General features: G+C 60.3%; 27 protein-coding genes. 17 read left to right on the plus strand and 10 right to left on the minus strand.

The genetic code is table 11. The features are described 5' to 3' along the window. Positions 1-26 precede the first annotated feature (26 nt). Positions 27-611, minus strand: a complete 585-nt coding sequence (locus FCU66_RS12515) for an amino acid synthesis family protein (RefSeq protein WP_136617289.1) — start codon at positions 609-611, stop codon at positions 27-29. Beyond that, entirely contained in the window at positions 608-1,192 is a 585-nt protein-coding gene (locus FCU66_RS12520; RefSeq protein WP_136617288.1) for an amino acid synthesis family protein, read from the minus strand. Before FCU66_RS12520 ends, FCU66_RS12515 begins: the two co-directional genes overlap by 4 nt. Before the next feature lie 254 nt (positions 1,193-1,446). On the opposite strand from FCU66_RS12520, the gene FCU66_RS12525 reads away from it, so the two are divergent. The 6 genes from FCU66_RS12525 (at position 1,447) to FCU66_RS12550 (ending at position 8,097) form a co-directional block, all read left to right on the plus strand. Next, the gene (locus tag FCU66_RS12525) at positions 1,447-2,451 is read left to right on the plus strand and encodes a BMP family lipoprotein (RefSeq protein WP_136617287.1); all 1,005 of its coding nucleotides are present in this window, start codon (positions 1,447-1,449) and stop codon (positions 2,449-2,451) included. A gap of 88 nt (positions 2,452-2,539) precedes the next feature. Beyond that, the gene (locus tag FCU66_RS12530) at positions 2,540-4,114 is read left to right on the plus strand and encodes an ABC transporter ATP-binding protein (RefSeq protein ID WP_136617286.1); all 1,575 of its coding nucleotides are present in this window, start codon (positions 2,540-2,542) and stop codon (positions 4,112-4,114) included. Next, positions 4,111-5,154 (plus strand): ABC transporter permease, encoded by a 1,044-nt coding sequence (locus tag FCU66_RS12535; RefSeq protein WP_168991819.1) that lies wholly within the window; start codon positions 4,111-4,113, stop codon positions 5,152-5,154. The genes FCU66_RS12530 and FCU66_RS12535 overlap by 4 nt, the downstream gene beginning before the upstream one ends. Further along, the gene (locus tag FCU66_RS12540; RefSeq protein WP_136617285.1) at positions 5,142-6,128 is read left to right on the plus strand and encodes an ABC transporter permease; all 987 of its coding nucleotides are present in this window, start codon (positions 5,142-5,144) and stop codon (positions 6,126-6,128) included. The genes FCU66_RS12535 and FCU66_RS12540 overlap by 13 nt, the downstream gene beginning before the upstream one ends. 11 nt (positions 6,129-6,139) lie before the next feature. Continuing rightward, on the plus strand, positions 6,140-7,153 hold the full coding sequence (locus FCU66_RS12545; RefSeq protein ID WP_136617284.1) for a nucleoside hydrolase: 1,014 nt from the start codon (positions 6,140-6,142) through the stop codon (positions 7,151-7,153). Positions 7,154-7,161: 8 nt separating this feature from the next. Next, the gene (locus FCU66_RS12550; protein ID WP_136617375.1) at positions 7,162-8,097 is read left to right on the plus strand and encodes a nucleoside hydrolase; all 936 of its coding nucleotides are present in this window, start codon (positions 7,162-7,164) and stop codon (positions 8,095-8,097) included. A gap of 27 nt (positions 8,098-8,124) precedes the next feature. Here the strand turns inward: FCU66_RS12550 and FCU66_RS12555 are convergent, their stop codons facing one another. From FCU66_RS12555 to FCU66_RS12590, 8 genes are all read right to left on the minus strand, one after another. Continuing rightward, a complete protein-coding gene (locus FCU66_RS12555) occupies positions 8,125-9,261 on the minus strand; it encodes a hypothetical protein (RefSeq protein ID WP_136617283.1) in 1,137 nt (378 codons plus the stop codon). A 158-nt stretch (positions 9,262-9,419) separates the two neighbouring features. Next, positions 9,420-10,433, minus strand: coding sequence for an acyltransferase family protein (locus FCU66_RS12560; protein WP_136617282.1), 1,014 nt, complete (start codon positions 10,431-10,433; stop codon positions 9,420-9,422). A gap of 15 nt (positions 10,434-10,448) precedes the next feature. Further along, on the minus strand, positions 10,449-11,117 hold the full coding sequence (locus FCU66_RS12565) for a methyltransferase family protein (protein WP_136617281.1): 669 nt from the start codon (positions 11,115-11,117) through the stop codon (positions 10,449-10,451). Between the two features lie 300 nt (positions 11,118-11,417). Further along, the gene (locus FCU66_RS12570; RefSeq protein ID WP_136617280.1) at positions 11,418-11,957 is read right to left on the minus strand and encodes a prepilin peptidase; all 540 of its coding nucleotides are present in this window, start codon (positions 11,955-11,957) and stop codon (positions 11,418-11,420) included. A 1-nt stretch (position 11,958) separates the two neighbouring features. After that, positions 11,959-12,507 (minus strand): tetratricopeptide repeat protein, encoded by a 549-nt coding sequence (locus FCU66_RS12575; protein WP_136617279.1) that lies wholly within the window; start codon positions 12,505-12,507, stop codon positions 11,959-11,961. Between the two features lie 54 nt (positions 12,508-12,561). Beyond that, entirely contained in the window at positions 12,562-13,512 is a 951-nt protein-coding gene (locus FCU66_RS12580) for a type II secretion system F family protein (protein ID WP_136617278.1), read from the minus strand. 18 nt (positions 13,513-13,530) lie between these two features. Continuing rightward, a complete protein-coding gene (locus tag FCU66_RS12585; protein ID WP_136617277.1) occupies positions 13,531-14,502 on the minus strand; it encodes a type II secretion system F family protein in 972 nt (323 codons plus the stop codon). Then, entirely contained in the window at positions 14,502-15,887 is a 1,386-nt protein-coding gene (locus FCU66_RS12590; RefSeq protein ID WP_136617276.1) for a TadA family conjugal transfer-associated ATPase, read from the minus strand. Before FCU66_RS12590 ends, FCU66_RS12585 begins: the two co-directional genes overlap by 1 nt. Positions 15,888-16,427: 540 nt before the next feature. Here FCU66_RS12590 and FCU66_RS12595 point away from each other — a divergent pair. The 11 genes from FCU66_RS12595 to FCU66_RS12645 all read left to right on the plus strand — a co-directional run bounded on the left by FCU66_RS12595 (position 16,428) and on the right by FCU66_RS12645 (position 24,861). Beyond that, positions 16,428-16,655, plus strand: a complete 228-nt coding sequence (locus FCU66_RS12595) for a Flp family type IVb pilin (RefSeq protein WP_109670104.1) — start codon at positions 16,428-16,430, stop codon at positions 16,653-16,655. 16 nt (positions 16,656-16,671) lie between these two features. Then, the gene (locus FCU66_RS12600) at positions 16,672-16,887 is read left to right on the plus strand and encodes a Flp family type IVb pilin (protein ID WP_136617275.1); all 216 of its coding nucleotides are present in this window, start codon (positions 16,672-16,674) and stop codon (positions 16,885-16,887) included. Positions 16,888-16,981: 94 nt separating this feature from the next. Further along, positions 16,982-18,034 carry a Flp pilus assembly protein CpaB gene (gene cpaB, locus FCU66_RS12605; RefSeq protein WP_136617274.1) on the plus strand — a complete coding sequence of 351 codons (1,053 nt, stop codon included), beginning with the start codon at positions 16,982-16,984 and terminating at the stop codon, positions 18,032-18,034. Between the two features lie 57 nt (positions 18,035-18,091). Then, positions 18,092-19,537: a type II and III secretion system protein family protein gene (locus FCU66_RS12610; protein WP_136617273.1), complete on the plus strand. Its 1,446-nt coding sequence runs from the start codon at positions 18,092-18,094 to the stop codon at positions 19,535-19,537. Positions 19,538-19,541: 4 nt separating this feature from the next. Further along, a complete protein-coding gene (locus FCU66_RS12615) occupies positions 19,542-19,814 on the plus strand; it encodes a hypothetical protein (RefSeq protein WP_246093873.1) in 273 nt (90 codons plus the stop codon). A 71-nt stretch (positions 19,815-19,885) separates the two neighbouring features. Beyond that, positions 19,886-21,403, plus strand: coding sequence for a TadE/TadG family type IV pilus assembly protein (locus FCU66_RS12620; protein WP_136617271.1), 1,518 nt, complete (start codon positions 19,886-19,888; stop codon positions 21,401-21,403). 4 nt (positions 21,404-21,407) lie between these two features. Continuing rightward, positions 21,408-21,905, plus strand: coding sequence for a TadE/TadG family type IV pilus assembly protein (locus FCU66_RS12625; protein ID WP_168991816.1), 498 nt, complete (start codon positions 21,408-21,410; stop codon positions 21,903-21,905). Beyond that, a complete protein-coding gene (locus tag FCU66_RS12630) occupies positions 21,899-22,534 on the plus strand; it encodes a TadE/TadG family type IV pilus assembly protein (protein WP_136617269.1) in 636 nt (211 codons plus the stop codon). The genes FCU66_RS12625 and FCU66_RS12630 overlap by 7 nt, the downstream gene beginning before the upstream one ends. Further along, positions 22,531-23,694 (plus strand): CpaE/TadZ family protein, encoded by a 1,164-nt coding sequence (locus FCU66_RS12635; protein ID WP_136617268.1) that lies wholly within the window; start codon positions 22,531-22,533, stop codon positions 23,692-23,694. Before FCU66_RS12630 ends, FCU66_RS12635 begins: the two co-directional genes overlap by 4 nt. After that, the gene (locus tag FCU66_RS12640; RefSeq protein ID WP_136617267.1) at positions 23,678-24,268 is read left to right on the plus strand and encodes a L,D-transpeptidase; all 591 of its coding nucleotides are present in this window, start codon (positions 23,678-23,680) and stop codon (positions 24,266-24,268) included. The genes FCU66_RS12635 and FCU66_RS12640 overlap by 17 nt, the downstream gene beginning before the upstream one ends. Beyond that, positions 24,265-24,861, plus strand: a complete 597-nt coding sequence (locus FCU66_RS12645) for a hypothetical protein (protein WP_136617266.1) — start codon at positions 24,265-24,267, stop codon at positions 24,859-24,861. Before FCU66_RS12640 ends, FCU66_RS12645 begins: the two co-directional genes overlap by 4 nt. The last annotated feature ends 16 nt before the right edge of the window (positions 24,862-24,877 follow it).

Raw genomic sequence — 24,877 nt, forward strand, 5'->3', positions numbered from 1 at the left:
CGCTGCGCACTTTTCCTGGAATTGCTCTAGCTGACGCCATCCTCGCCGACGATCTTGTCCTTGGTCAGCCCGCCGACGCGCGGGTGCGGCCGGCCGGAATCGGTGACGGCGATAGCGACGACGATCTCGTCGGCACGCGGTGCATCCGGAACGCGAACCTCCATGCCGTCGAAATGGCTGCGCACCCGCGCCGCATCCTTGTGGCCGAGCGGAATGTCGAGCGGCACGCCGAGGCCGCCGCGCTTCTTCGATGAGGGAATGAGCGCGGCACCCTTGCCGAGCACATCGCGGAACGGGGCACCGAGTTTTGGGTGAAGGATGGCAGCGGCATGTTCGAGTTCGCCGTCAGCACCGACGGCGGCCGCCTTGCCGAAGCTCTCGACCCGGTCGCCGGCAATGCCGAGAGCAGCGACAGCGCGCTTGGGCAAGATGTCTCCCAACGCTTCGCCGACAGCGCTCAGCGCCGACAGGTCCTCGACATAGGTGCCCGCATAGGGGTTGCGGATCACCGCAATGGAAGCGGCACGCCGCGTCGGCGGATCGACGGGGCGACCGCCTTCGATCCGGGTTTCCTCGACGATGGTGATGATGCGGCGGATTTCCGGGTTCATCGCAATCCGTCCTCGCCCTTGATGTCAGCTGCGGCAAGGCCGCCGACCCGTGCATGAATACGTGCGCCGGTCGTCATCGCCAGGATGACCGCCATTTCATCGCCGCGCGGCGCGTCGGCAATGCCGATCTCGATCGCATCGAAATGGCTGCGCACGTAGGAGGCGTTGATGTGCGTTATCGGGATGTCGATGCGCGTTCCGGGGCCGCCGACCTTCTTGGTCGAGGGCACGATGGCCTTGGCGTTGCCGAGAAGTTCGCGCATCGCGTAGCCGCCCGGATTGTGCCAGAGTGCTCCATGTTCGAGCTCGCCGGCAGCGCCGACGATGGCCCCCTTGCCATAGCCTTCGATGGCCTGGCCGCCGTCACCAATGGCGTCGATCAGGCGCCGGGCCATATCGAGACCAAGCGGCTTCAGGTCCTCCATGAAGCCGGTGATCTCTTCGACATAGCGTCCGGCGAAGGGATTGGCGATGACGGCGACGACCGCGCCTCGCTTCAGCGGGCGTGCCGCCTGGGGCCCGCCCTCATGGAAGATCTCTTCGACCTGAACCAGAAATTTCCTGACCAACACAGCCGGCATTGTTCGCTTCCTTCGTCCCGTCGTTCATGAAAACTCGTTAGAGTATCAACAATTATGCATCGTCGATATTTGTCAAGCACCGACGTCGAGGAGGCGAACGAAGGGCCAAGAAAACTGCATCGGATGGCGATTGACAGCCTGTTGAGCCGCTCCTAAACTCATATGACCATCAACGAACTCGCCGCTGTCTTGGCGACATTTGGGGATGGTCAAAGCGTGGCTTCAAAAGCTGAAAAAAGCTGAAGGGGAATGACATGAAAAGGGCGCTCAAGAGTTTATTTCTGGCCGGCACGATGCTTGCCGTTTCGTTCGGGTCGGCCGCCGCACAGGCCAAGGTTTCCGTGGCCGCCATCTCGGGATATTTTGCACAGGGCTTCGGCGTTTCGATCGTCAACGGCCTCAACAAGGCCAAGACCGATTTCGGCATCGACCTCAAGCTGGTCGACACCGGCAATCGCGCGCTCGACTACCAGCAGCAGTTCGAGAACCTTGCCAAGGGCAAACAATACGACCTCATCTTCGTGATGGGCTGGGAGCTGGTGGACTCGCTGCAGAAGGTCAGCGCGGAATATCCCGACCAGCGCTTCGTGTTCATCGATGGGGTGCTCGACAACCCCAAGATGATCTACGCCAACTTTGCAGAGGAACAGGGATCCTTCGTCGCCGGCGCGCTTGCCGGCATGATCGAGGCCAAGGGCACCGCCTTCGACAAGATCGGTGACGGCAAGGCCATCGGCTTCGTCGGCGGCCGCGATATCCCGGTGATCCGCAACTTCCTCGGTGGTTACGAGCAAGGCGCCAAATACGCCGCGCCAGATGTGAAGGTGAACTCCGTCTTCGCCGGAACCTTTGACGATCCCGCCAAGGGCAGCGAGCTTGCCCAGGCGCTTTACGGCCAAGGCTCCGACATTGTCTACAACGTTGCCGGCCCGACGGGCGAAGGCGTCATGCAGGCAAGTGCCGCGGTCGACAAATATTCGATCGGCGTCGACATCGACATGTGCGGCTCGGCCCCCGGAAATGTGCTGGCCAGCATGCTGAAACGCGGCGACATCGCCGTCTATACGCTGATCAAGGACGAGGTCGAGGGCCGCAAGATCACCGCCGGCACCCGCACGTTCGACCTCGCCTCTGGCGGCGTCGAAGTCAAGGTCTGCGATGACATCGCACCCAAGATCCCGGCTGACGTGACAGCCAAGCTGGATGAGATCAAGAAGGGCATCCTCGACGGCAAGATCGTGATCGCCAAGGCGAAGTAAGCCAACAAAAGCGCCTCCCTCCCAAGAAAGCGCTACGCTGATCCGCCGCGGCTTGCCGCGGCGGATCAGCGTCCAATCTGCGAGAGCCATGTTGTCGAACACGCCGGGGTCGCCGACCCTCCACAGCACTGCCGCAATGGCCGTCGAGTTGACTGGCATTACCAAGCGTTTTGGCGTGTTCGTCGCCAATGACGGCATCGACCTTGCGGTCCGCCGCGGCGAAATCCACGCCATCATCGGCGAGAACGGTGCCGGCAAGACGACGCTGATGAACATCCTGTTCGGCCTCTTGCAGCCAGACGAAGGCTCAATCCAGCTGAACGGCGAAGAGATCGTGATCGCCGACCCATCCGTGGCGATAAAGGCCGGCCTTGGCATGGTTCACCAGCATTTCAAGCTGGTTCCCTCGCTCTCGGTTGCCGACAACGTCTTTCTCGGCATGGAAATCCGTCGCCATGGGTTGATCGACCACGCTGCACAGGTTGCGCGCACGCGCGAACTGTCGAAGCGCTTCGGCTTGCAGGTCGATCCGACCGAGCGCGTCGGGCTGCTCTCGGTCGGCATAGAGCAACGCATCGAAATCCTGAAGGTTCTGGTGCGCGGCGCGCGCACCATCATCCTCGACGAACCGACCGCGGTGCTGACGCCGCAAGAGAGCCGTGAACTGTTCCAGACGCTGCGCAGCTTCGTAGCGGAGGGCATGACGGTGATCTTCATTTCGCACCACCTGGAAGAGGTGATGGAAGTGTCCGACACGGTGACGGTGCTGCGCAATGGCAAGAAGGTGGCGACCCGACCGACGGCCGAACTCAGCAAGGACGAGTTGGTGCACATGATGGTCGGCCGCGAGGTCAGCTTCGACCGCCGGCCGCGCGCGTCGCTGCACGGCGACGTGGTCCTCGAAGTGAAAGATTTGTGGGCGCGCGACGATCGCCTGCTGCCGGCCCTTCGCGACGCCAGTTTCACGGTCCGCTCCGGCGAGGTGGTGGGGATCGCGGGTGTGGCCGGCAATGGTCAGACGGAGCTTGCAGAAGTGCTTTCGGGCCTGCGGCCGGCAAGTCATGGCATGGCGTGGCTGAAGGGCCAAAACCTCACCGCTCTCTCCCCCGCCGCAATCCGCGAGGCAGGCCTCGCCCATGTTCCAGGCGATCGGATGGTGCGCGGCGTCGATCGCAACGCTTCGATATCGGCCAACATCCTGATGGGCCGCCAGCATCGCGCACCGTGGAGCCGCGGCGGCGTGCTCAACTGGAACGCCATCGGTCAAAATGCCGAAACGCTGATCAAGGACTTCGATATTCGCGCGCGCGGACCGGGCGATGCCGTCAAGCGGCTTTCGGGCGGAAACATCCAGAAGGTCGTTCTGGCACGTGAATTCACCAACGGCGCCGACTTCCTGCTGATCGATCAGCCAACGCGTGGCGTCGACATCGGCGCCCAGGAGGCCATTCATGACGAGATCATGCGCCAGCGCGCCGCCGGCCGCGCGATCTTGCTGATTTCCGTGCAGCTCGATGAGCTGGCCGCCCTTGCCGACCGCATCCTGGTGATGTTCAACGGGCGGATCATGGGCGAGGTCGCCGGCGATGACGCCGACGAGGAGCGCATCGGCATGATGATGGCGGGCGTGGCCGCGCCGGAGTTAGCCGCGGAGACCGCATGATGAAAGACCAGTTGCGTGCCGTTTCCGGCCAGATCATCGCCATCGGCGTGGCGCTGCTGATGGGCGCGATCATCATCCTCATGGTTGGCGAAAGCCCAGTGCGTGTCTTCATGACACTGTTGCGGGGCGCCTTCGGCGATCAGGAGAAGATTGCCGGGACCTTGCTGCAGACGACGCCGATCCTGATCTGCGGTGTCGCTGCCTGCATCGGCCTGCGCGGCGGCATGTTCAACGTCGGCATCGAGGGCCAGCTTTTCCTCGGCGGCTTCGCTGCCGCCTGGGTCGGCTTTGCCATGCCCCTGCCCGCGGGCATTCACACGCTGGCTGCACTGGCGCTCGCGGTCGTGGCAGGCGCGGCCTGGGTCGCAATCCCCGCCTACTTCCGCGCCCGCTACAACACCAACGAGGTCGTCTCGACGATCCTGTCGAACTACGTGGCGGTGCTGCTCACGTCCTATTTCACCATCTTCCTGTTCAAGCGGCCGGGTGGCTGGTCGGAGACGCCACCGATCCTGCCCACATCCTATCTGCCGGAGATCTTCACCTTCTCGCGGTTGAACTGGGGCCTGGTCATTGGCCTGATGCTGGCGGTCGGCGCGGCACTCGTCTTCCGCTACACCAAATGGGGTTACAGCGTCACGATGGTCGGTTCGGCACCGAAATTCGCCGAATATGGCGGCGTCAACGTGAAACGGCAGGGTTTCATGGTCCTGCTCCTTTCGGGGGCCGTCGGCGGGCTGGCCGGTGGCGTCGAGACGCTCGGCGTCCATCACCGCTTCATGGAAGGATTTGCTCCCGGTTTCGGCTTCGATGGGCTGATCGCCGCCCTGCTCGCCAATGGCTCGCCGGTCGCCACCATCTTCACCGCGCTGTTCTTCGGCGCCCTGCGCAACGGATCGCTGCTGCTCGAAGTCGACACCAGCGCGTCGCGCGAAATCATCACCGTGATCCAGGCGCTGATCATCCTCAGCGTGTCGGCCCAGGTGCTTGTAAGAAAGCGCGGCGACAGCCGGGCGGGGGAACGGCGATGGAAATTCTAGACAGACTGGTCAACGTCGCGCTGATCGCAGCGACGCTTCGCACCACCGCGCCCATCCTTCTGGTCGCGCTTGGCGGCTCGTTCACCACCAAGGCCGGCATCTTCAACATCGGCCTCGAAGGGCAGATGCTGGTCGGCGCCTTCTTCGCCGTCCTCGGGTCGATCTGGACGGGTTCCGCGCTCGCGGGCGTCGCCTGCGGCGTCGCGGCGGCGCTCGTCTTCGCCCTGGTTTTTGCTGTCCTGGTGGTGAGTTTCAAAGCCAATGAAGTGGTCGTCGGGCTGGCGCTCAACATCCTGGCCGGCGGTATGACGATCTCGCTGATGAAAGCGATCTTCGGCACGCGCGGATCGATCGTCGGGCACGGTATCGTCGGCCTGCCGAAAGTCCAGCTGCCCGGTGCCCGCGACCTTCTCGGCTCGTGGGCACCGCTGATCTCCGGCTTCACGCCGCTCGTCTATGTCGCCTTCATCGCCGTGCCGCTGCTGGTTCTGTGCTACAACCGGACCCGGCTCGGCCTCTATATCCGCGTCGTCGGCGAGAAGCCGGAAGCCGCCGAGGCGCTCGGCATCTCGATCACCCGCGTCCGCTATATCGCGTCCCTGCTGTGCGGTTTGCTGGCGGGCCTCGCCGGCGCGCATCTGTCGCTCGGCTACATCACCATGTTCACCGAGAACATGTCATCGGGCCGTGGTTTCATGGCGGTCGCCATCCTGATCTTTTCCAATGGCGATCCGCTGAAAGTACTTGCCGGCTGCCTGCTCTTCGGTTTCGCCGACGCCTTTTCGTTGCGCCTGCAGACGTTCGGCTATCCGTCCTATCTGGTCCTCACCGTTCCCTATGTCGTCGCGCTGGTCGCCCTGTTCGCGCTGTCCTACAGGGCGCGTCCAAGGGTCATCGCCGAGACGCTGGAGTCGATGCGGAAACTGCTGTCGGTAGACAAGAACGCCGAGCCCGGCGGCAAAAGTCCCTCATGAAGGAACCCTCTATGGAACGCATAATCCTCGACGTGGATTCGGCCGGCGACGATATTCTCGCCGTGCTGTTTGCAGCCGTGAACCCGAATGTCCGGCTCGAAGGCGTGACCACCGTGACGGGCGCGGCCGGCCCGATCGAGCAGGTCACCAACGTCGTCCTCAACACGCTGACGCTCGCCGGGCGTGACGACATCCCCGTTCACGCCGGCGCGTGGCGGCCGATCGTCGGCAACGCCAAGGCCGACATGGAGGCGCCGGTCCATTTCGAAAAACGGCTTGTTGCCCGTTTCGGCGATCGCCTGAAGAAGTTCAACCCGCCGGCGCCGACGCCGGTGCGGCAAGCGACATCGGGACATGCGGTCGATTTCATCATCGGCACGGTCATGGCCAACCCGGGCGAGATCACGCTGGTGACGACCGGCCCGCTGACCAATGCGGCGATGGCCCTGTTGCAGGAACCAGGATTGACCGGCGCACTGAAGCGACTGATCGTACTGGGCGGTAATTTCCAGACCCCGGGCAACATCACGCCCTTGTCGGAATACAACATCTGGGCCGACCCGGAAGCCTCGCGCATCGTGCTGAACGCCGATGTCGAGAAGATTCTCGTCCCGCTCGACATCTGTGAGGACAACCGCGTCGCCGATTCGATGCTGACACGCGACGACATCGCCGACATGCAGGCCGTGGCCAGGGACAATCCCGTCCTTGAGATGATCGCCGACAGCTTTCCGATCTACATCGACATCTGGCGCGAATTCTTCGACCTCGTCGGCTTCCCGATGGACGACGTGATCACCGTAGCGCTGGCTTTCGATCCCGACCTGGCGACGATGACCGAGCCGCTGTTCGCCGACGTCGTGCTCGACGGCAGGCTGGCGCGCGGCCAGACCGTCGCCTATCGCGGCCGGCAATTGTTGCCCGGCGGCGGACCCAGGACGACCCGCATCTGCACGGGCCTCGACGGCCGGCGTTTCCTCGACAGCTTCAAGAAAACCATAGCGCGCTACGAGCGGGCGGCGTGAAAGACGACATGATGATCAAGCCAACTCCCATCCTGTTCGACTGCGACCCTGGCCACGACGACGCCATTGCGTTGGTCATGGCGCATCGCTCGCCTGCCATCGAACTGCTTGGCGTCACCACGACCTGCGGCAACGCGGAGGTCGAGAAGACAACGGCCAATGCCTTGCGCATCCTGGAGTATATCGGCGCGGGCGACGTGCCTGTCGCGCAGGGCTGTCACCGACCGCTGGCGCGCCCGCTGGTGCTCGGCACCGCCGATGGTCCAAGCGGCCTCGAGGGCTCGCCCTACCTGCCGCAGGCGACGATCAAGCCGGTCGACCGGCATGCGGTCGATTTCCTGGCCGACAGACTGCGCGCCGCGGCCGAACCGATCCTGGTCGTCGCCACCGGCCCGCTCAGCAATATCGGCCTGATGATCCTCAAGCATCGCGACGTTCTGCCCAAGATCAAGGAACTGATCTGGATGGGCGGCGTGTTCTATCGCAAGAGCGAGATCATCACGCCGACCGAGTTCAATGCGTTCTGCGACCCCGAAGCGCTGAAGATCGTTCTGGACAGCGGCGTGCCGATCCTGATGGTCGGCCTCGACGTCACCATGCAGGTGCTGATCGAGGCGCCGCAATATGCCGAACTCGCGACGATCGACACGCCGCTCGGCCGGCTCGTCAACGACTGGCTGCTGTTCTACGAGAAGCTGCACCGCAACTCGATGGGCGTCGGCGGCGCCATGCACGATCCCTTGGCATTGGCGCTGGCCATCGACCCGACATTGGTGCGCACGCGCCCTGCCCATATCGGCGTCGATCTGTCCGGCACCTACGCCTTCGGCGCGACCATCGCCGATTTCTGGAGCGAGCGCGGTGAAAAGGACAATGCCCGCATCGCATATGAGGTCGATGCGGACCGCTTCTTCAAGCTGATGTTCGATCTGCTGCGGGACTGAACGTCTCGCGAGCAGAGGGTTACGTGGCTAGCGAAACAGATATTTCGATACTTCCGGGTTGCCGCGGCGCCACATCACGTTGTCCAGGAAGTAGTGGTGCACGTTGATGAATATCCACGCTATGAAGAGGAAAAGCGACGAGCCGAGCACCTCTTTGTTGTAAGGAACCAAGGCCGTCAGCGCCATCGGCACGAGCCAGAAACCAAGAGCGCCCAGAATTGTGCCGGCGATGATGAATGCCAGCACCCGCAGCCTGTATAGCGGTCCGAGAATGGACAGGACCTTGAATTCCGGATCCTTGACGGCATCCGCACGGTCGCGTTCGACATTGGTCTGATAACGCCAGACCACCGCCAAATACTGCAGCGAATGGAGCGCCGGCACCACAAGCAGCCATAGCGGATTTATCGTCACGAACAGAATCCAGGCATAAAGCGACACGACGTAAGCGACGACGCCGTTATACGGCAGCGTGCCGCCATGCTTGCGCCAACGATTGACAAACATCACGACGGTAGCCGCCGAGGAGGCAGCGGCGACCGCAAGCGCGATGTTGAGGAGCCATGGCGGGACAGCGAATGTGTAGTAATCCAGGCCCCAGAACTGCCTTTCGGTGATCACCACGTTTGTCTGAAGCCATGCGAACAGCCACACGGCATAGCCGTTGATCAGCAACACTTTCTTGTCTTGTTCCTTGAAGAACTTGCGCTTCAACACGGCGTCCACCATCAGCATGCCGTAGCCTTGCTTGACGTAGTGCCAGCCCACGAAAAAGCCCATCGCATTGGTTGCATATCCCAGCAAGCGAGCGTTCCCGGTTACGGAGCCATAGGCAAAGAAAGCGCCCATGATCAGCGGAACGACAATGCCCGCGAAAATGTAACGGATCTGGAGATTCCTGTCGTATCCGTCTGCGCGCACCTTGCGCGCAAAATTGCGATAGAAAATCTGATAGGAATGGGCAAAATGTGGATGGTTTATCAGATTGGCGAGCAAGAGCGTTACCCCCGCCACAAGACCTTCGTGTTTAAGAGGCACGAGGAAAAGGATTGGCAGGAGCAGGAACGCGCTCCCACCAAGCATGAAAAAGTCGATGAACGGACCGAAGAGATATTTCTGCGGGGCGACTGAAGCCGGGGCATCCGCCGAAAGGTGAAGTGTCATATTGTCTTCCCCTGTGGTTGTTTATCTCTGGACAAGATCTTTACACAGCTACTGAGATAGAATGAAACATCGATTGGCATCGAGCTCCGTGACCAAGGTCTCGCTATGCGTCCGGCAACGGCCCATATAATCGGGTAGCCAGTATCGAAGCATATCCGTCAATCCCGCAATCCCAAGCCAGGTTGACGGCAGCCAATCTTCTGATGGGGATCATGCCGGCGCAGGAATTTGCGCAGAGGCAACTCGAACCGAATGTACATCCGCCAAGCGAAAAGAACTGACGTAGCTGTGCCGATCACGATGATAAGGTCCGGAGAAATCGGAAAAGCCGTCCACACCATCAGAAGCAGTGTTATCGGCAGAGTGTGGATCAGATACAGCATATAGGAGGCATCACCGAGAACCGTCCAGACGCTCGGCTGCGCGTCGATCTGCATCGTGCCGAAGACGATCATCGCCGCCGGGAGACCATAGACCAGCACACGCTGAAAGCCGTTATCGCCCGCGAGGAACTCCATCGTGCCCCCTTGCGGCGCTATCCCAATGAACCCGACAGCTATCATCGCCGCGGCGCCGACCGGCAGGCACCACACCGCCGATTTCCACCTAGGTGCATAGGCGAGAACGACGCCAAAGCCGAACTCGATGATCAGCGGGTTGCCAAGGAACTGCAGCACCGGACCCGCCGAGCGAAATATCATTGCGAGGCCGAAGATACCAACGAGTCCCGACAGCAGTCGCCGGTCGATGAGAACGATGGTGGCGGCGGCGTAGAACAGCATTTCGAAGCATAGCGTCCAGGCGGCTGGCAGTGCGGGCGCGGTCATTTGATCGGTAGCCGGCCATAGCAGGAGCGTCGCCAGCGCGTCCCGCCAGCCGAAGCCGGTTTTGTAGGCGACGATCGCATACGGGATGCTGATCAGCAGGTAGAGCGGAACAATGCGTCGGAACCGTCTCCAAGCGAAAGATCGCCAAGTCAGACCAGGTGCCGTCTTGGCAATAATCACCCCTGATATGACAAAGAAGATGTCTACGCCTGCGAAGCCGACCACCTGAAAATCGTGAGGTAACAGGCCATTAGATCCAGTGACCTTAACGGCAGTCTGGGCTGCGTGGACATATACGACCATCAGCGCGGCAACGAAGCGAAGTACTTGCAAAGACCAGATCAACAGGGCGAGTCCTGATTATTGGCCGCCAGAGTTTGGTATGGCCCCACCAAGGAACCGTGGCAAGAGCATGGGAACGCGCCGAGCGTAATCGTCGTAATCTGGGAAGGTTTGCTTAAGGATAGCCTCTTCATTTCTCGCGCGCCTATACTGCAAAATAAATTGAAGCGCACCCAGTGCTACCATCAGCATTGAAAAATGCGAAAGGATCATCCCGAGAACGAATACCGCCTCACAGATGTAAAGCGGATGCCGGACAATCGAGTACGGGCCAGTGGTAACCAGGCGACGAGCTGTCGCCATGAGAGAGAAGGAACGGCCCAGCCAATAAAGACAGAAAATCGAACTGGCCGTACCTATGAAGACCAAGCAGAGGGCCGTGACTTGCGCCGCCTCATTTTGCAATGCCGGCGTCAGGGTCAATGTGAGCAGGACGATAAATGTTCCAGCTACCGCGGTTACTCTCGGTTCAATTCCTTGCGCAGTTCCCTTCGGCGGAAGGCGGGTGATGGTCATCACAAGCTGCAGCAACAGAAACACGGTTGACGCCAGTTGAGTGACAACTGCGAGCGAAATTGCCGAGGTATCCTGACGGAAATAGAGGAACAGAGGTATCGCACTGGACGTCGCCAAAACCGTCACGACAAAGATGATGGCAATACGACCAAAAAAATCCTCGTTCAACATTTTCATCCCCTACCTAAGCAGTCATTGAAACATCACTTCCGCGCCCCGACAAGAAGATGATTTCCAAAGAGTTAACGGCTATGCCGTCTCAATTTTTGATTAATCTGTCCGGCCTATCTTGGCCAAATGCCAAACCTTCTTCCCGTGCTTCGTGTCCTGGCGCCGATCTCAATTGTGATTTCAGCCACTGCGATGATCGCGCTCGATCCTCACAGCGCAACATTTGCGTTTTGGTTGGCGTTGCCTATGAATGCGGCTGGATGTCCCGCATTTTCGCATAGCAGAGCGGACTGCCGAGGTTCAGTTCAGCTGATCCAGAATTCCTGAGCTGCTCGCCAACACCAGACTTTTGTAGATCAGGAACGCTATCGTACAGATCGCCGCGACCGAGATTGGCACGCCGAACGGCACAACGCCTTTGCGGTCGAGATGCTGAACATAGAGGCGAAAGGCGCCTGCGGGCAGCAGGAACGGATTTTTCATGGCCGCTGCAGTGACGAGGGCGAAAACCAGCAGCAGCATAGAAAACACGACGAGATCGGTTCCGCCGGTCAGGAAAGGGACGACCGCCATCAGCTTGACGTCGCCGGCGCCGATCTTGCGCAAGATCCAGAACGGGAACAACGCAAGAAACAGCACGAGGCCAGCAACCGCGCTCAAGCCCATGTCCCACCACGATCCGGACTGCAACGACAGCAGCAGCATGCCCCCCGCGCCCAGGCAGAGCAGCAGCAGCACGTCGCGATTGGCAATCTTCTGGGTAGTGAAATCGAGCCAGGCAATCCTTGCCAGCAGAGGGATCGCGAGCGCCTTCAGCAGCAGAGATTCGACGAGCAACATGCTAGCGCTCGATATTCTGCACGCTGGACGACAGAAGCTTCAGATTGTTGGCTACTGTCGGATCGTTGGGCGCCAGTTCATAAGCCTTGAGGAAATTGCTGCGTGCATCCTGCAGCTTGCCCCGCAGCAGGTAGGAATAGCCGACATTGTTGTAATATTCAGGCGTAGCGCCGACCAGCTTGAAGGCACGGGCATAGGCCCGGTCGGCAAGATCGAAGCGATGGATGCGGTCGCTGCAGGCAGCCAGGCCCATCCAGGCGCCACCATCGTTGGGCGCCAGTTGCGTCGCCTTGAAGAACAGCGCACCGGCATTGCCGTAATTCTCGGCACGGAACTGGTTCTTGGCTTCGGCAACAGCCTGGTCCGAGGCGTAATATTCGACGTCGCTGACCGTCTTCAGCCCATCGAAGGCATCGCCAAAGGACGTTACGTCGCCTTTCGACGGCTCGTTGGTGCGAACGACACCGTCGGTTGTGTCCGCCCCGTTTGTCTGGCAACCGGCAAGCACTACCGTCAACAGGCAGGCTGCGGCCGCGATAGCCTTCTTCATATTGTGTCCCCAAAAAGGGTCCCGACTCACGTTAGGACCAAATCATATACGTAACTAGAAGAAAATGCCCTTCATGCGGATGATCACCGGCAACATGATCACCATCATCACCACCGGGAAGATACACAGCCCCAACGGAATCATCATTTTGACAGGCAAGGCGTTGGCACGTTCTTCAGCATGAAGAATTCTCTGGCTGCGCATCTCTTCGCTGTAGACCCGCAAAGCGTCGGTCAGGCTGGTGCCGAGTTCTTCCGACTGCCGAAAAAGCACGGCCAAAGCCCGCGCCTCGTCAAGACCGATTCGGTCGGCGAGGTCGCGCAACGCCTCGCGCAGCGGCTTGCCGGCACGCAACTGCAGATTCATGATCGCGAGCTGGATGCCGAGCCATTTATGCGTGCCAGCCAGTTCGCTGCTGACGCGCTCCACCGCTGCCTCCAGGCTCATGCCCGCGTCCGCGCAAGTGATCATCATATCCATGAAATCGGGAAAGGCGCGGCGATAGATCTCCTTCTGCCCATTCTCGAAGCGATCGAGCAGGATGGCGGGCATCACGATGCACGCTAGCCCGAACAGAGCCGAGCCGGCAAAACCTATGAAACTGGGCAACTGAGGTGGGAGCACTCGCGACAAGAGCGCATAGGCAGCCAGAAAGCCGGCACAGACAGCACCAAGCCGCGACAAGGTGTAAATGAGCGGAGCGCTGGCCTGATAGAAGCCGGCTCGAAACAGCTTCGCCTCAAGCGCATTTGGTTCGTCCCGCTCCTTCTCCATCGACCGGAAATAGGCGTCGACCGGCCGTTGCGCGGAAATCTTTGCAAGCAGTTCTTGTCCAGCGAGCGAACGGCGATCGGCAATCCCTTCGGCCATCAGGCTTTGCGCGACCAGCGTCCGCGTCTGCAACGCCGGCAAGAAGACAAGCGCGCCGAACAGGAACAACGCAACCGCCGCCACGAAGACGGCAACGGAGATCAAAAAGCTCAGATCCTGGATATTCGAAAACAAGTTTATGATTCGCTCCCGTCAGAAATCGAAATTGACCATACGGTACATGATAAAGTCGCCCAATAGCGCCCACAGCCCGAAAATCGTGAACACTGGCAAGATAAGCGGACTGCCCCAGACGGAGCCGTAGTAGGACGGGGCAAGCAGCAGAAGGATCAGGAACATAACCACCGGAAACAGTGAAATGATCCACGCGGACACACGACCCTCGCCCGAAAGCGCGCGAATCTTCATCCTGAGTTTCTGCCTATCGCGCAGCACCACGGAGAGATTGGCCAGGATCCCGGTAAGATTGCCGCCCGTCTTGGACTGGATCGACAGCGACACCGACAACAGATGAAGGCCCTCGAAGCCGACACGCTGCGAAAGCTTTCGCACGGCCTGCTCTATGCTCAGACCAAAGGTGATTTCATCGGAGACAATGCCGAACTCGGTGCCGAGCGGATCCGGCATCTCCCGCGCTACGAGCCCGACCGCCACCGAAGCCGGATGTCCAGCTCGCAGCGAACGGACGATCATGTCGAGCGCATCCGGGAGCTGTCTAGCAAATTTCAGAATTCGTTTGTTGCGGGCGCGGCGGAGAACGAAAAGCGGCAGGCCGAATCCGACTACCAGAAAAACGATGAGCGACACCAAGGCAGAGAAGTGCAACAAGATCGACATCAGCAACGCAAGTGCCAGTCCCGCGCTGAGAAACGTCGCAGCGAAAAATATCGGGTTTCCGGTAATACCGGACTGAGTATAGAGCCTGTTCAGCCAGATCATGCCAAACAGAAAATCACCCGACTCCGTCAGCCCACGTTCGCGCAGCAATCCTTGCAGGGTCTGTTCAGCTGGCGCTTCGTCAGCCAACCGCCTCAGCCGGTGGTTGATCACGCCCATCCGCGACCGGCGACCGGCAAACGAAAGATATAGTGCCTCTCCGGCGAGAATGACCGAGGCCGCCGCGAGCACGTAGATGAAGTACAGCAGAGCTTGACCCGTCGGCATCAGAGGGCAACCTGCGGATTGAAGGCATCCTTGGCAAAATGATGCCCGAGCGTCGCCGCCTCCGGAGCAAAGCGCGGACGGACACCGGTTGCGCGAAAGTCTCCGATGACTTTGCCTTCGGCTGTGACCTCTCGGCGGACGAAATGATAGATTTCCTGGAGCTGGACGACATTGCCTTCCATGCCCGTCAGTTCCGATATGGAGGTCACACGCCGGCCTCCGTCCGAAAGACGCTGTGTCTGGACGATGATGTCGATGGCGGATGCGATCTGCGCCCGGATTGAATCATGCGTCATCGGCATGCCCGCCATGCCGACCATCTGTTCCAGCCGCGAGATCGCATCACGCGGCGTGTTGGCGTGGATGGTGGTCATCGAGCCTTCATGGCCCGTGTTCATCGCTTGCAGCATGTCGAAGGCCTCCTCGCCGCGCACCTCGCCGACGATGATGCGGTCCGGCCGCATGCGCAAGGCGTTTTTCAGCAATTCGCGCTGGCGCACCTCGCCCTTGCCCTCGACATTGGGCGGACGCGTTTCCAGCCGCCCGACATGTGGCTGCTGCAATTGCAGCTCCGCCGCATCCTCGATGGTGATCAGACGCTCCCTCGACGGAATGTAACTCGATAGCGCGTTGAGCAAGGTCGTCTTGCCGCTGCCGGTGCCGCCGGAAACCAGGATCGACTTGCGAGCCTGCACGGCGATCCGCAGCAATTCGATCATGGGCGGACGGATCGAATTGAATGCCATCAAACGCTCGAGCGAATAGGGATTTTTCGAGAATTTGCGGATCGACACCAGCGGGCCGTCGACCGAGACCGGCCGCACCGCGATGTTGACGCGTGAGCCGTCATCCAGCCGGGCATCGACCATCGGCGACGATTCATCGACGCGCCTGCCGATGTTTGAGACGATCTTGTTGATGACCCTCAGCAGATGCGCCTCGTCGCGAAAGCGGATTGCCGTCTCTTCGACGATGCCACGCCGCTCGATAAAGACGCGCTTGTGGGTGTTGATCATTATGTCGGTGATCGTATCGTCCTTGAGCAGCGGCTCAATCGGCCCGAGCCCGAGCATCTCGTCGGCTGTCTCACTGGTCAATTGGTCGAGTTCACGTGCATTCAGCGGCACGCTCCGGCTGCGCACAAACTCGCGCACGATCGGCCTGATTTCGTTCAGGATCTCGTCCTTGGATGACGTCTCGAGCGCGGAGAGATTGAATCGGTCAATCAAATGGCGGTGAAGCTCGACCTTGAGCGTCAGGAAATCGTCGCCGTGCGATTCGACGTCAGCAACAGGCGATAGTGCCGGGACGGCAGAGACAACCGTGGTCGACTCCACCCTTGGCTCGATCCGCGCCTCGCCACCCTTGATGAACCGCCCCAGCATAATCCCCTATACTCCCCACCAGCGCATATTAGCGGAAACTAAACGTTAACCACGCGACGCACAAGCGCAGGAGCGCCTCACACGCGGCCAATACTTTCAACATAGTTAAGGAGTGCGCCAAGAAAAATATCGTTTTTATTTCTGGTCTCCACGCCGCCAAACATGGTTCACTAAGATTTGGAGCGCCCCGTGCCCATTGCGTAATCCGACATCGGTATCCATTCCATAATTGGCTATAACCCCTTAGATATAAAGGGATATGCGGTATCGCTAAAGTAGGTAGGGCTTAATTAGCGGGGCGTCATAATTGTGAACGAATGGTTAAGAGCGCTTGAAAAATTAAACGAATCAAGGTCTTGCTGAAATTTAGGGCCGCTCTCAACTCGAAAGTTCATGTATTGGAAAGTTAAGGAACCGTTAATGTCGTTTGACTCCGCGTTTTCTCGGGACCTAGGATCGAGATGACGGGGGATGCTTGGGTATGGATTTCATCCTTTGCTCTGTCTCGTCGGGTTCAAACCTCCAAAGGGAGAAATTGACATGAAGAAGCTCATGACGATGACCCGGCAGTTCCGCGACGATGAAAACGGCGCTGCCATGGTCGAATACTCAATCCTGATCGGCATCATTGCCGCGGCATCGATTGTTGCGGTTATTGCTATCGGCGGATGGGTCGGCAGCCAGTTCACCGGCCTTTGCGCGAAGATCTCCGGCAAGGGTCTCGACGCTGCTGGCACTGGCACTGGCACTTGCGCCACGCCTAGTTGATCAAGAAGAGATAGCCATGAACCGTCTTACCGACGTAGCCAGGCAGTTCCACGACGATGAAAACGGCGCTGCGATGGTGGAATACTCAATCCTGATCGGCATCATTGCCGCGGCATCGATCGTTGCGGTTATTGCCATCGGCGGATGGGTCGGCAGTCAGTTCACCGGCCTTTGCGCGAACCTGAACACTAAGGGTTTATCCAGCACTGGCGGTGCCGGCGGCACTTGCTAAGAACTTTCTGGGCCGGAATCGCTCGATTTCGGCCCAGGATTTTGCGCTTTGAAGGGGCTGACATTCGCCCGCTGGGCGATAGTGGGGTGGGAAGATGCGTGTCAATACACTTATCATGATCGTTCTCGCCGGCGTGTTCGGCGTGCTGGCGGTGGTGCTCGCCAATATCTGGCTGGCCAGCCAGCGCAATGCCATGGCGCGGACGGACGACGTCCCGCGCGATACGGTCGTGGTGGCTGCCGTCGCGTTGAAGTTCGGCGACACGCTGTCCGCTGACAAACTGCGTGAGGTCGCATGGCCGGCGGGCGCGATTCCGGACGGCGCTTTCAAGACGACGGAAGAGCTCTTGACGAAAGACCTTCCGGCGGGCGGAGGCAGCAAGCAGGCGCTTCAGGCGATCGGCGTCAACGAACCTGTGCTGGCCACCAAGATCACCGGCCCCGGCCAGCGCGCCACGCTTTCGGCGGTGCTCGGCGAAGGCATGAAGGCAGTATCCATCCGGGTCAACGACGTGCTCGGCGTGGCCGGCTTCGTCTTCCCGGGCGACCGGGTCGATGTCCTGCTGACGCGAACCGAGCGCGGCGACGGCGACGACAAGAGTTTCGTCGACGTGCTGCTGCAGAGCATGAAGGTGCTTGCCGTCGACCAGGTTGCCGATGTGAGCAAGGATAGCCCGACCGTCGTCAAATCGGTGACGCTCGAGGCCAGCACCAAGGATGCGCAGAAGCTGACCCTGGCAGCCGGCGCCGGCCAATTGTCGCTGGCGCTTCGCCAGGCTGCGGCCAGCAAGGGCGAGACGACCGAACGTGTGACGCTTTCCGACCTGACCGGTGAAACGCCGGCCGACGTCGCCGCTAGGCAGGCGGAACTCGACAGGAAGGCAGCAGCGGAAGCCGCGGCCGCGGAGGAGCGCAAACGCGCCGAAGACAAGATAGCTGGTTTGACGCAGGCCGTTGAAAAAGTGGGAAGCCGTCTCGACCAGTTGAGCAAGGTCAAGCCGGCTCCGGCCGTGGTGTCGGCTCCTGAAGTACGGGAAGTCGTTAAGGAAGTCGTCAAATATGTCACACCCGAGCCACCGTCGCGTGCTACCGTGGGCGTTTTTCGGGGCGTGAAGCTCGAGACATATGATGTGCCGCGACAACCATGATAAGGTGCGACTAATAAAATGAGGCTGCCAGCACCGGCAGCGAGTGGGGAGTTGGGGATGCAGGGGACTTGGTTGAGGATGGTGGCGGCCGCGTTGTCGTGTCTGGCAGCGCTGTTGCTTTCGAGCCTGGCGGCCGATGCAGCCGACCGTTTCATCGACGTGTCGAACCCCAGCGTCCATCGGATCTTCCTGCCGATGTCGCAATCGGTAACGATCCAGGTGAATGCCAATCTGGGCGACATCGTCGTTGGCGACGAGAAGATCGCCGATGCCCAGCCGATGACTGACCGCACACTCTATGTCATCGGCAAGGGCGCCGGCACCACCACGGTCAATCTGTTTTCAACAGACAAGCGCTCGCTTGGCGTCATCCAGATCGAGGTCGGCGTCGACGTCAGCGACATGGCGCAGGCGATCCGCCAGGTGTCGCCAAGGTCGCGCATCGAAATTGGCTCGGTCAATGGCAGGGTCCGGCTTGGCGGTCATGTCAAGGACGGCGCGACGCTGGCGGCGATCATGGAAGTCGCGCAGCAATATGGCCCCGACGCCATCATCAATGCCGTCACCGTTGACGACAGCCAGCAGGTCAATCTCGAAGTGCGTGTGCTGGAAGCCAAGCGAAACGCCGGCCGCGATCTCGGCGTGTCGATCCGGAGCAGGAACGGCGATGGCACGACCCGCGTCGGAACGGGCAGTGCCGCCCTCGACGAGGACAATGTGGTGGCCGGACCGGGCAATGTTCTCGTCGGCCTGTTGTCGAACAGCAATCCCTTCGCGGCGCTGATCACCCGCGTCATTGACAGCAACATCAAAGTCGATTTGGTCATCGAGGCACTTGAGGCCAAGGGCGTGGTGCGCACGCTGGCCGAGCCCAATCTGACCACGCTTTCCGGCGAGCCGGCCAGCTTCAATGCTGGTGGCCAGGTGCCGATCCGCAGCGTCAATAAGGATGGCGAAGTCCAGATCGAGTACAAGCAGTTCGGCGTCAATCTTCTGTTCACGCCTATCGTGCTCGCCGACGACAAGATCCACATCCAGTTGGCGCCGGAGGTCAGCGATCTGACCGGCTTCACCACCGCCGGTGACCCAATCTTCACCAACCGCAAGTTGGAAACCGTCGTCGAACTGCGCGACGGCCAGAGCTTCGCCGTCGGCGGGCTTCTGTCGAGCAAGACAACCAAGCTGCAGAACCAGGTGCCGTGGCTCGGCCAGGTGCCGATTATCGGGACACTGTTTCGCAATTCGAGCAACCAGAAGGAAGAGACCGAGCTGGTCGTCATCGTCACGCCGCACATCGTGCGGCCGGTGAAGCCCGGCGAGCAGTTGGCCACGCCCTTCGACAAGACGCGGCCGGCCAACGATCCGGAATTCTTCGTGCTTGGTCAGCTCGAGGTGAACAAGGACATGATCCGAAAGTATGAAACGGGCGATGGCGTCACCGGCCCCTATGGCCACATGCTCGACTTCAAATCGAAGGACAAGATGCTCTATGTCAAGAAATAGCGCCTTGATCCTCATTCTGTGCGCCGGTGCTCTGTCGGGCTGCGCCGCGGACTATCTGAACCACTACGACTCGGTGACCTTGGCCGCCGGCGACACGCAAAAATTCAATTCGATGCTGCAGACGGTCGACCCGCTCAATCCGGCCTCCCGGAACACCCACATCGAAGGCGACGGCACGCGCGCCGCCGCTATTGCCCACAGCTACAAATTTCCGCCGCCACCGCCGCCGCCGCCGGCGATCACGGTCAATGTCGGCGGGTCGGGTGTGACGCAGTGAACTGAACGGAAGGATGCGGAGGGCGCCGGGCATGCGAGGAGCCCTGGCGCGAGGTGAAAGAGAGTAAGGTCATGTTGGGGACCATTCGTGCCTTCTGGAACGATCAACGCGGCGTAGCGATGATCCTCGTGGCGATCATGCTGCCCGTGCTTATTGGCTTTTCGCTGCTGGCCTTCGACATGAGCCGGGCGACCGGGCTTCACCATCAGTTGCAAAAGGGTATTGACGGTCTTGCATTGGCGGCTGCCGCCGAACTTGACGGGAGGTCGGATTCGATCACTCGAGCCAACCGGGCCGTGACGACCCTGCTCGCCAACCAGACCCTGTATTCAGAGCAAGGCGCCGGTCACACTCTCGCTCTGGCAGACGTGACCATCACCTTCTTGACCGGGATACCAGCCAGCGACGAGACCACATTGACCAGCGCTGGCGTCGATGCAAACGGCGTGAACTGGGCCAGCACCGATCCTAAAGTGGTGTCTTTAGCGGAAGTGACGATAAACGCGTCCGGATTGGCGAAGGGTGCCGGGGCATTCGCTACCATCTTTCCAGCAAGCTTCGTCGGCAGCAAGGATACGATGGACATCCGGGCCCAGGCTGTCGCTGGGTTTGTTCAGTCGATCTGTGAAACCGTGCCGATCTTCATGTGCAATCCGTTCGAGACAACCGACCCGTCCACCAGCAAGACGATCCAGCAGGCGTTCGCATCGGGGGATACTTACAGCCGCGAATTCCGCATCCTCAAGGTTGATTCCAACCCTGGCCCCGGCAATTTTGGGCTGATCGACAACAACCTGAGTTCACTGCGCGATGCCATTGCCATCGGCACATCCGGCACTTGCTATAGCCGCGATAAACTCACCACGAAAACCGGCGTCACCCTGGGCCAGGTCAATACGGGCCTGAACGTCCGCTTCGATCTCTACAGCGGGTCCCTGAACAAGGATAATAAGGACTGGGCGTACCGACCGTCGAGCAACGTTCGCAAGGGCCAGAAGACCGGCTGCAGCAAATACGACCCCGTTACGGATAATACGGCGCTGCCCCTCCCGACCGGAACCAACTATGTCGACGCAAAGGGAATGTCAGACCAGATATCATCCCAAAGCTTCTGGACAAATTACTGGTCGATCAACCACGGGGTGGCATATCCAAATATCCCGAGCGCCACCAACCCGACCGGCACCACTTCCGCCCCAGCTTCCAGATATGACGTCTACAAATACGAGATTTCTCACGGTCTGGTTGGCGACAAGTCAATAGCGCCCACCAAAGAATCCGGTACGCCGTCATGCTTCAAGGGAGATACGCCGACGGCAGATCCCGAACGCCGGCTCATGAATATGGCAATTATCAACTGCATCGCCAATCAGGCAAAGATCAATGGCCATGTTCAACTCAAGCCGGATGGCTACGCGAGCGTGTTCATCAACACCCCGGTCCAGAAGCAGGACAACACAAAGGATCCAGAAGACCCATCTGCCGGGGAGAAGCCGATTAGTCTGGAGATAGTCGACGTCGATGGCGGCTTCGCCAATAACACCCTTGTCGACAAGGCTTTTCGAAACGAAGCGCAATTGTACCGGTAGCGCCATGTTCATCAAACTGAGACAGTTCCTCTTTCGGTTCCACCACGACGACCAAGGCGCTGCCTTGGTCGAGATAGCGATCGTCACGCCACTCGTGTTGCTGCTGGCAGCGGGTGTCTTCGAGTTCTCGAACATCTTCAACACGCGTCTGCTTCTCGAAGCTGGCGTCGAGGATGCCTCTCGCTATATGGCGCGCTGCAGCAGTGACTGGAATACTTGTTCAGTGTTGGCAACAAACCTCGCAGTGAACGGGGCCGTCCAGGGCGGTAGTGCGAGGGTTACCGGGTGGACCACGGGTCAAGTCACCATCAAGCCAGTATTATCGACCCCGGCGATCGATACCGCTACCGGCACCCAGCTCTATCTCAGCAGCACTGGCACCGTCGTTGTCGTGGAGGTCAGCGCCTCATATCCGTATCCTACTCTGGGCCTCTGGTCTTATCTCGGCTTTGGTAACGTTAAGCTCACTGTGTTCCATCAGGAGCGTGTCTTGGGATGGTGATCTCGCAAGGCACGTTCTGGAGAAACCAATCCGGCGCGACAATGGTGGAGGCGGCCATTGCAATGCCCATGCTGCTGACTTTGCTGCTTGGTTTCGTCGACTTCGGCTACGCCTTCTACCAATGGAATGCTGGTAACAAAGCGGTGCAGGCTGGCGCCAGGCTGGCGCAGATTTCCGCTCCGATCGCCAGCGGACTTCTGCTCGAGGCAATAACACCCAGCGACTCACTGGACGTGGGAAAGGCGGTTCCAATCAACACTTACAGCTATATCTGTACTGCCAGTGCCGCCGGAGTTGTGTCTTGCACCTGTGGAACAGGCGCCACATGCCAAAACCTCACTGTGAACCAAGCCGCTTTCGACTTCATCTTTAGCGGCAGCAGCAACCGGCCAGGAATGCTGACATTCCTGCCAACCCTTCTGAAATCCGAGGTCCAGATTCAGTATCAGGCTTCGGGCCTCGGCTATTGGACGCGCCCCAGTGGGCCGGTACCAACGATCACCGTCAGCATTGAAAAACATCCCTTCCAGTTCTTCTTTCTGGCCGGTTTTCTCGGATTCGGAACCATCACCATGCCCTCCATGCTGAGCACGGTCACGGGCGAAGACATGAAGAGCACCTATCCATGAATGCCATCAACACCAAGGTTACGCCGACCAAGCGAAAGCAGGTTGCGCTGTTTTCGTCGGATCCGAATTTCAAGCGCGACGTGGCGACGCGGCTCGATGCGCTGGCGATTTATGATGTGCGGGTTTCCGAGACGAACGACTTTCTCAAGGGGCCGCCCGCCGATACGCGCCCGGGCATCGTCATTCTCGATCTCGGCAATGGCGAGTTGCTCGGCAGGCCCGGTATCGTCGAGGCGCGCGCGCTCTGGGCCAACGTGCCGCTGATCGCGGTTTCCGACGAGCTGACGTCGGAACAGACGCGCGTGCTGGTGCGCATGAACGCCTCGGACTGGCTGCACAAGCCGCTCGACGGCAAGGAGCTGCTCAACGCGGTGACCTTCCACGACACCGGCAACCAGGGCACGAAAAGCCGGATCATCACCTTCATCGGCGCCAGCGGCGGCGCCGGCGCCACGACGCTGGCGCTGTCGGCGGCCGAATTCCTGGCTTCGAAATCGGCCGAGCGCGCGGCGTCCACCTGCCTGGTCGATCTCGATTTCCAGAGCGCCAATTGCGGCGCCTATCTCAATTTGTTCAACCAGTTCGATCTTGCCGGCATCATCGGCCAGCCGGAACGGCTCGATGTCGAGCTGATGGATGTGATCAAGCTGTCGCGCCCGTCCGGCCTCACCCTCTACGCGTTCGAGCGGCCGCAGCTGCCCTTCGAACCGCACGGCAGCGATTTCGTCTTCCGGCTGCTGGACCTCGTCGCCTACCGCTTCGACGACATCGTCATCGACCTGCCCAATCTCGAAACGCCCTGGCACAATTCCGTGCTGTCGACGAGCGACGAGATCTTCATCGTCTTCGAACTCAACGTCGCTTCACTGCGGCAAGGCAAGCGGCTCTACAAGAAGATCCGCGAGCTGCGCGGCAACGCGGTCAACATCACGCTGGTCGCCAACAAGCACAAGCGCAAATGGTTCGGGAACCATTTTTCGCGCAGTGAACTCGAAAAGATATTCAAGGCGCCGCACATCAAGTCGGTCGCGCTGGACAACGCGCTTCTGACCGATGCGCTGAACAGGGCCATCCCACCTTCCGAAGTGGATGGGCGGGCGCGCTTCAACAAGGATCTGAAGCGGATGTTCAAAGAACGGCTCGATGACGCTGCCCGATAAATATCGGATCGCCCCGAGGCTGGCCGGCGCCTGCGTGCTCGGCGTGGCGCTGGCGCTGTCCGTCCAGGACTTCGCCGAGGCGCGATCGGCGCTTTCGGAACGGCCGCCGCTGCCGGCGATGGGGCCTAGCCTGCGCAAGGCCGTTGCCTTCGCAACCACCGAGCAACCCGGAACGATCATCATCCGCAAGGACGAGAAAGCGCTTTACCTGGTGACCCGCCAGGGCCAGGCGCTGCGCTACCAGATCAGCGTCGGACGCGACGGGTTTGGCTGGTCCGGCGTCGTCAAGGTGGGAGCCAAGACCGAATGGCCGGAATGGCGCCCGCCACAGGAAATGCGGGCCCGCCAGCCGGAGCTGCCGAAAATGGTGCCCGCCGGCCCCTACAATCCGCTCGGCGCAAGGGCGCTCTATCTGTCTCGGGACGGGCGCGACACGCTCTACCGCATTCACGGCACCAACGATCCGTCGGGTGTCGGCTTCGACGGAACGTCAGGCTGTTTTCGTCTTACCAACACGGATGTGATCGATCTTTTCAAGCGCGTCGCGGTCGGCGCAAAGGTGGTGGTCCAATGACGACGATCAGCGAACCTGACATGCCGGCGATCGACATCGGAAACCAGGAACAGCGCGAACAGCGCGCCATCGAGAAACCCAGCAACCCAAGGACGATCGGCATCGTCCTCGCCAGCGGCGCCTTGCTGATCACTGCGATCAACATGGCGGCTGCGGTCTATCTCTATCGGGGTATAAGCGACCTGCGTTTTGTCGAAGCGCGACTGGAGCAGCTCGGAGCGTTCGAGCAGCGGATCACGGCTCGGCTCGACACGGTCAACAACGGCTTCCAGAGCCGGTTCGAGAAACTGGACAGCCAGTTGCAAGGCAGCTTCAACGAGATCGACGGCAACATTGCCCGGTTGGGGCAGAACTTGCCGGTTGCCGGCGGCGAGGCCATGTCGAGTGCGGCCGAACCGTCCGAGCTCACCACCAGCACGCTGGCGCAAGCGCCCGAAGCCCTCGACGGCGCGAGCGCGGGCGAACCCAGCGTCATCGAAGCGCCGCGTGCGCCAAGGAAGAGGATTGCATCGGCGTCGCCCCCTCCCCCAAGCTCCAACTACCAGCGCATCCAGCAGCCTGACGGCAAGGTCTATTACCGCAGGATCAATTAGAGCGGGATGATTTGAG

It is taken from the genome of Mesorhizobium norvegicum (assembly GCF_004919685.1).
Classification (GTDB): Bacteria; Pseudomonadota; Alphaproteobacteria; order Rhizobiales; family Rhizobiaceae; genus Mesorhizobium; species Mesorhizobium norvegicum.

Bases quoted from the DNA above. Each gene is read 5' to 3' on its own strand.
- FCU66_RS12640 (WP_136617267.1), top strand. From the start codon at position 23,678: ATGACGCTGCCCGATAAATATCGGATCGCCCCGAGGCTGGCCGGCGCC.
- FCU66_RS12620 (WP_136617271.1), top strand. From the start codon at position 19,886: ATGTTGGGGACCATTCGTGCCTTCTGGAACGATCAACGCGGCGTAGCG.
- FCU66_RS12625 (WP_168991816.1), top strand. From the start codon at position 21,408: ATGTTCATCAAACTGAGACAGTTCCTCTTTCGGTTCCACCACGACGAC.
- FCU66_RS12595 (WP_109670104.1), top strand. From the start codon at position 16,428: ATGAAGAAGCTCATGACGATGACCCGGCAGTTCCGCGACGATGAAAAC.
- cpaB (WP_136617274.1), top strand. From the start codon at position 16,982: ATGCGTGTCAATACACTTATCATGATCGTTCTCGCCGGCGTGTTCGGC.
- FCU66_RS12540 (WP_136617285.1), top strand. From the start codon at position 5,142: ATGGAAATTCTAGACAGACTGGTCAACGTCGCGCTGATCGCAGCGACG.
- FCU66_RS12630 (WP_136617269.1), top strand. From the start codon at position 21,899: ATGGTGATCTCGCAAGGCACGTTCTGGAGAAACCAATCCGGCGCGACA.
- FCU66_RS12530 (WP_136617286.1), top strand. From the start codon at position 2,540: ATGTTGTCGAACACGCCGGGGTCGCCGACCCTCCACAGCACTGCCGCA.
- FCU66_RS12520 (WP_136617288.1), bottom strand. From the start codon at position 1,192: ATGCCGGCTGTGTTGGTCAGGAAATTTCTGGTTCAGGTCGAAGAGATC.
- FCU66_RS12600 (WP_136617275.1), top strand. From the start codon at position 16,672: ATGAACCGTCTTACCGACGTAGCCAGGCAGTTCCACGACGATGAAAAC.
- FCU66_RS12585 (WP_136617277.1), bottom strand. From the start codon at position 14,502: ATGCCGACGGGTCAAGCTCTGCTGTACTTCATCTACGTGCTCGCGGCG.
- FCU66_RS12535 (WP_168991819.1), top strand. From the start codon at position 4,111: ATGATGAAAGACCAGTTGCGTGCCGTTTCCGGCCAGATCATCGCCATC.
- FCU66_RS12635 (WP_136617268.1), top strand. From the start codon at position 22,531: ATGAATGCCATCAACACCAAGGTTACGCCGACCAAGCGAAAGCAGGTT.
- FCU66_RS12565 (WP_136617281.1), bottom strand. From the start codon at position 11,117: ATGTTGAACGAGGATTTTTTTGGTCGTATTGCCATCATCTTTGTCGTG.
- FCU66_RS12555 (WP_136617283.1), bottom strand. From the start codon at position 9,261: ATGACACTTCACCTTTCGGCGGATGCCCCGGCTTCAGTCGCCCCGCAG.
- FCU66_RS12545 (WP_136617284.1), top strand. From the start codon at position 6,140: ATGGAACGCATAATCCTCGACGTGGATTCGGCCGGCGACGATATTCTC.
- FCU66_RS12515 (WP_136617289.1), bottom strand. From the start codon at position 611: ATGAACCCGGAAATCCGCCGCATCATCACCATCGTCGAGGAAACCCGG.
- FCU66_RS12575 (WP_136617279.1), bottom strand. From the start codon at position 12,507: ATGAAGAAGGCTATCGCGGCCGCAGCCTGCCTGTTGACGGTAGTGCTT.
- FCU66_RS12590 (WP_136617276.1), bottom strand. From the start codon at position 15,887: ATGCTGGGGCGGTTCATCAAGGGTGGCGAGGCGCGGATCGAGCCAAGG.
- FCU66_RS12610 (WP_136617273.1), top strand. From the start codon at position 18,092: ATGCAGGGGACTTGGTTGAGGATGGTGGCGGCCGCGTTGTCGTGTCTG.
- FCU66_RS12570 (WP_136617280.1), bottom strand. From the start codon at position 11,957: ATGTTGCTCGTCGAATCTCTGCTGCTGAAGGCGCTCGCGATCCCTCTG.
- FCU66_RS12550 (WP_136617375.1), top strand. From the start codon at position 7,162: ATGATGATCAAGCCAACTCCCATCCTGTTCGACTGCGACCCTGGCCAC.
- FCU66_RS12645 (WP_136617266.1), top strand. From the start codon at position 24,265: ATGACGACGATCAGCGAACCTGACATGCCGGCGATCGACATCGGAAAC.
- FCU66_RS12525 (WP_136617287.1), top strand. From the start codon at position 1,447: ATGAAAAGGGCGCTCAAGAGTTTATTTCTGGCCGGCACGATGCTTGCC.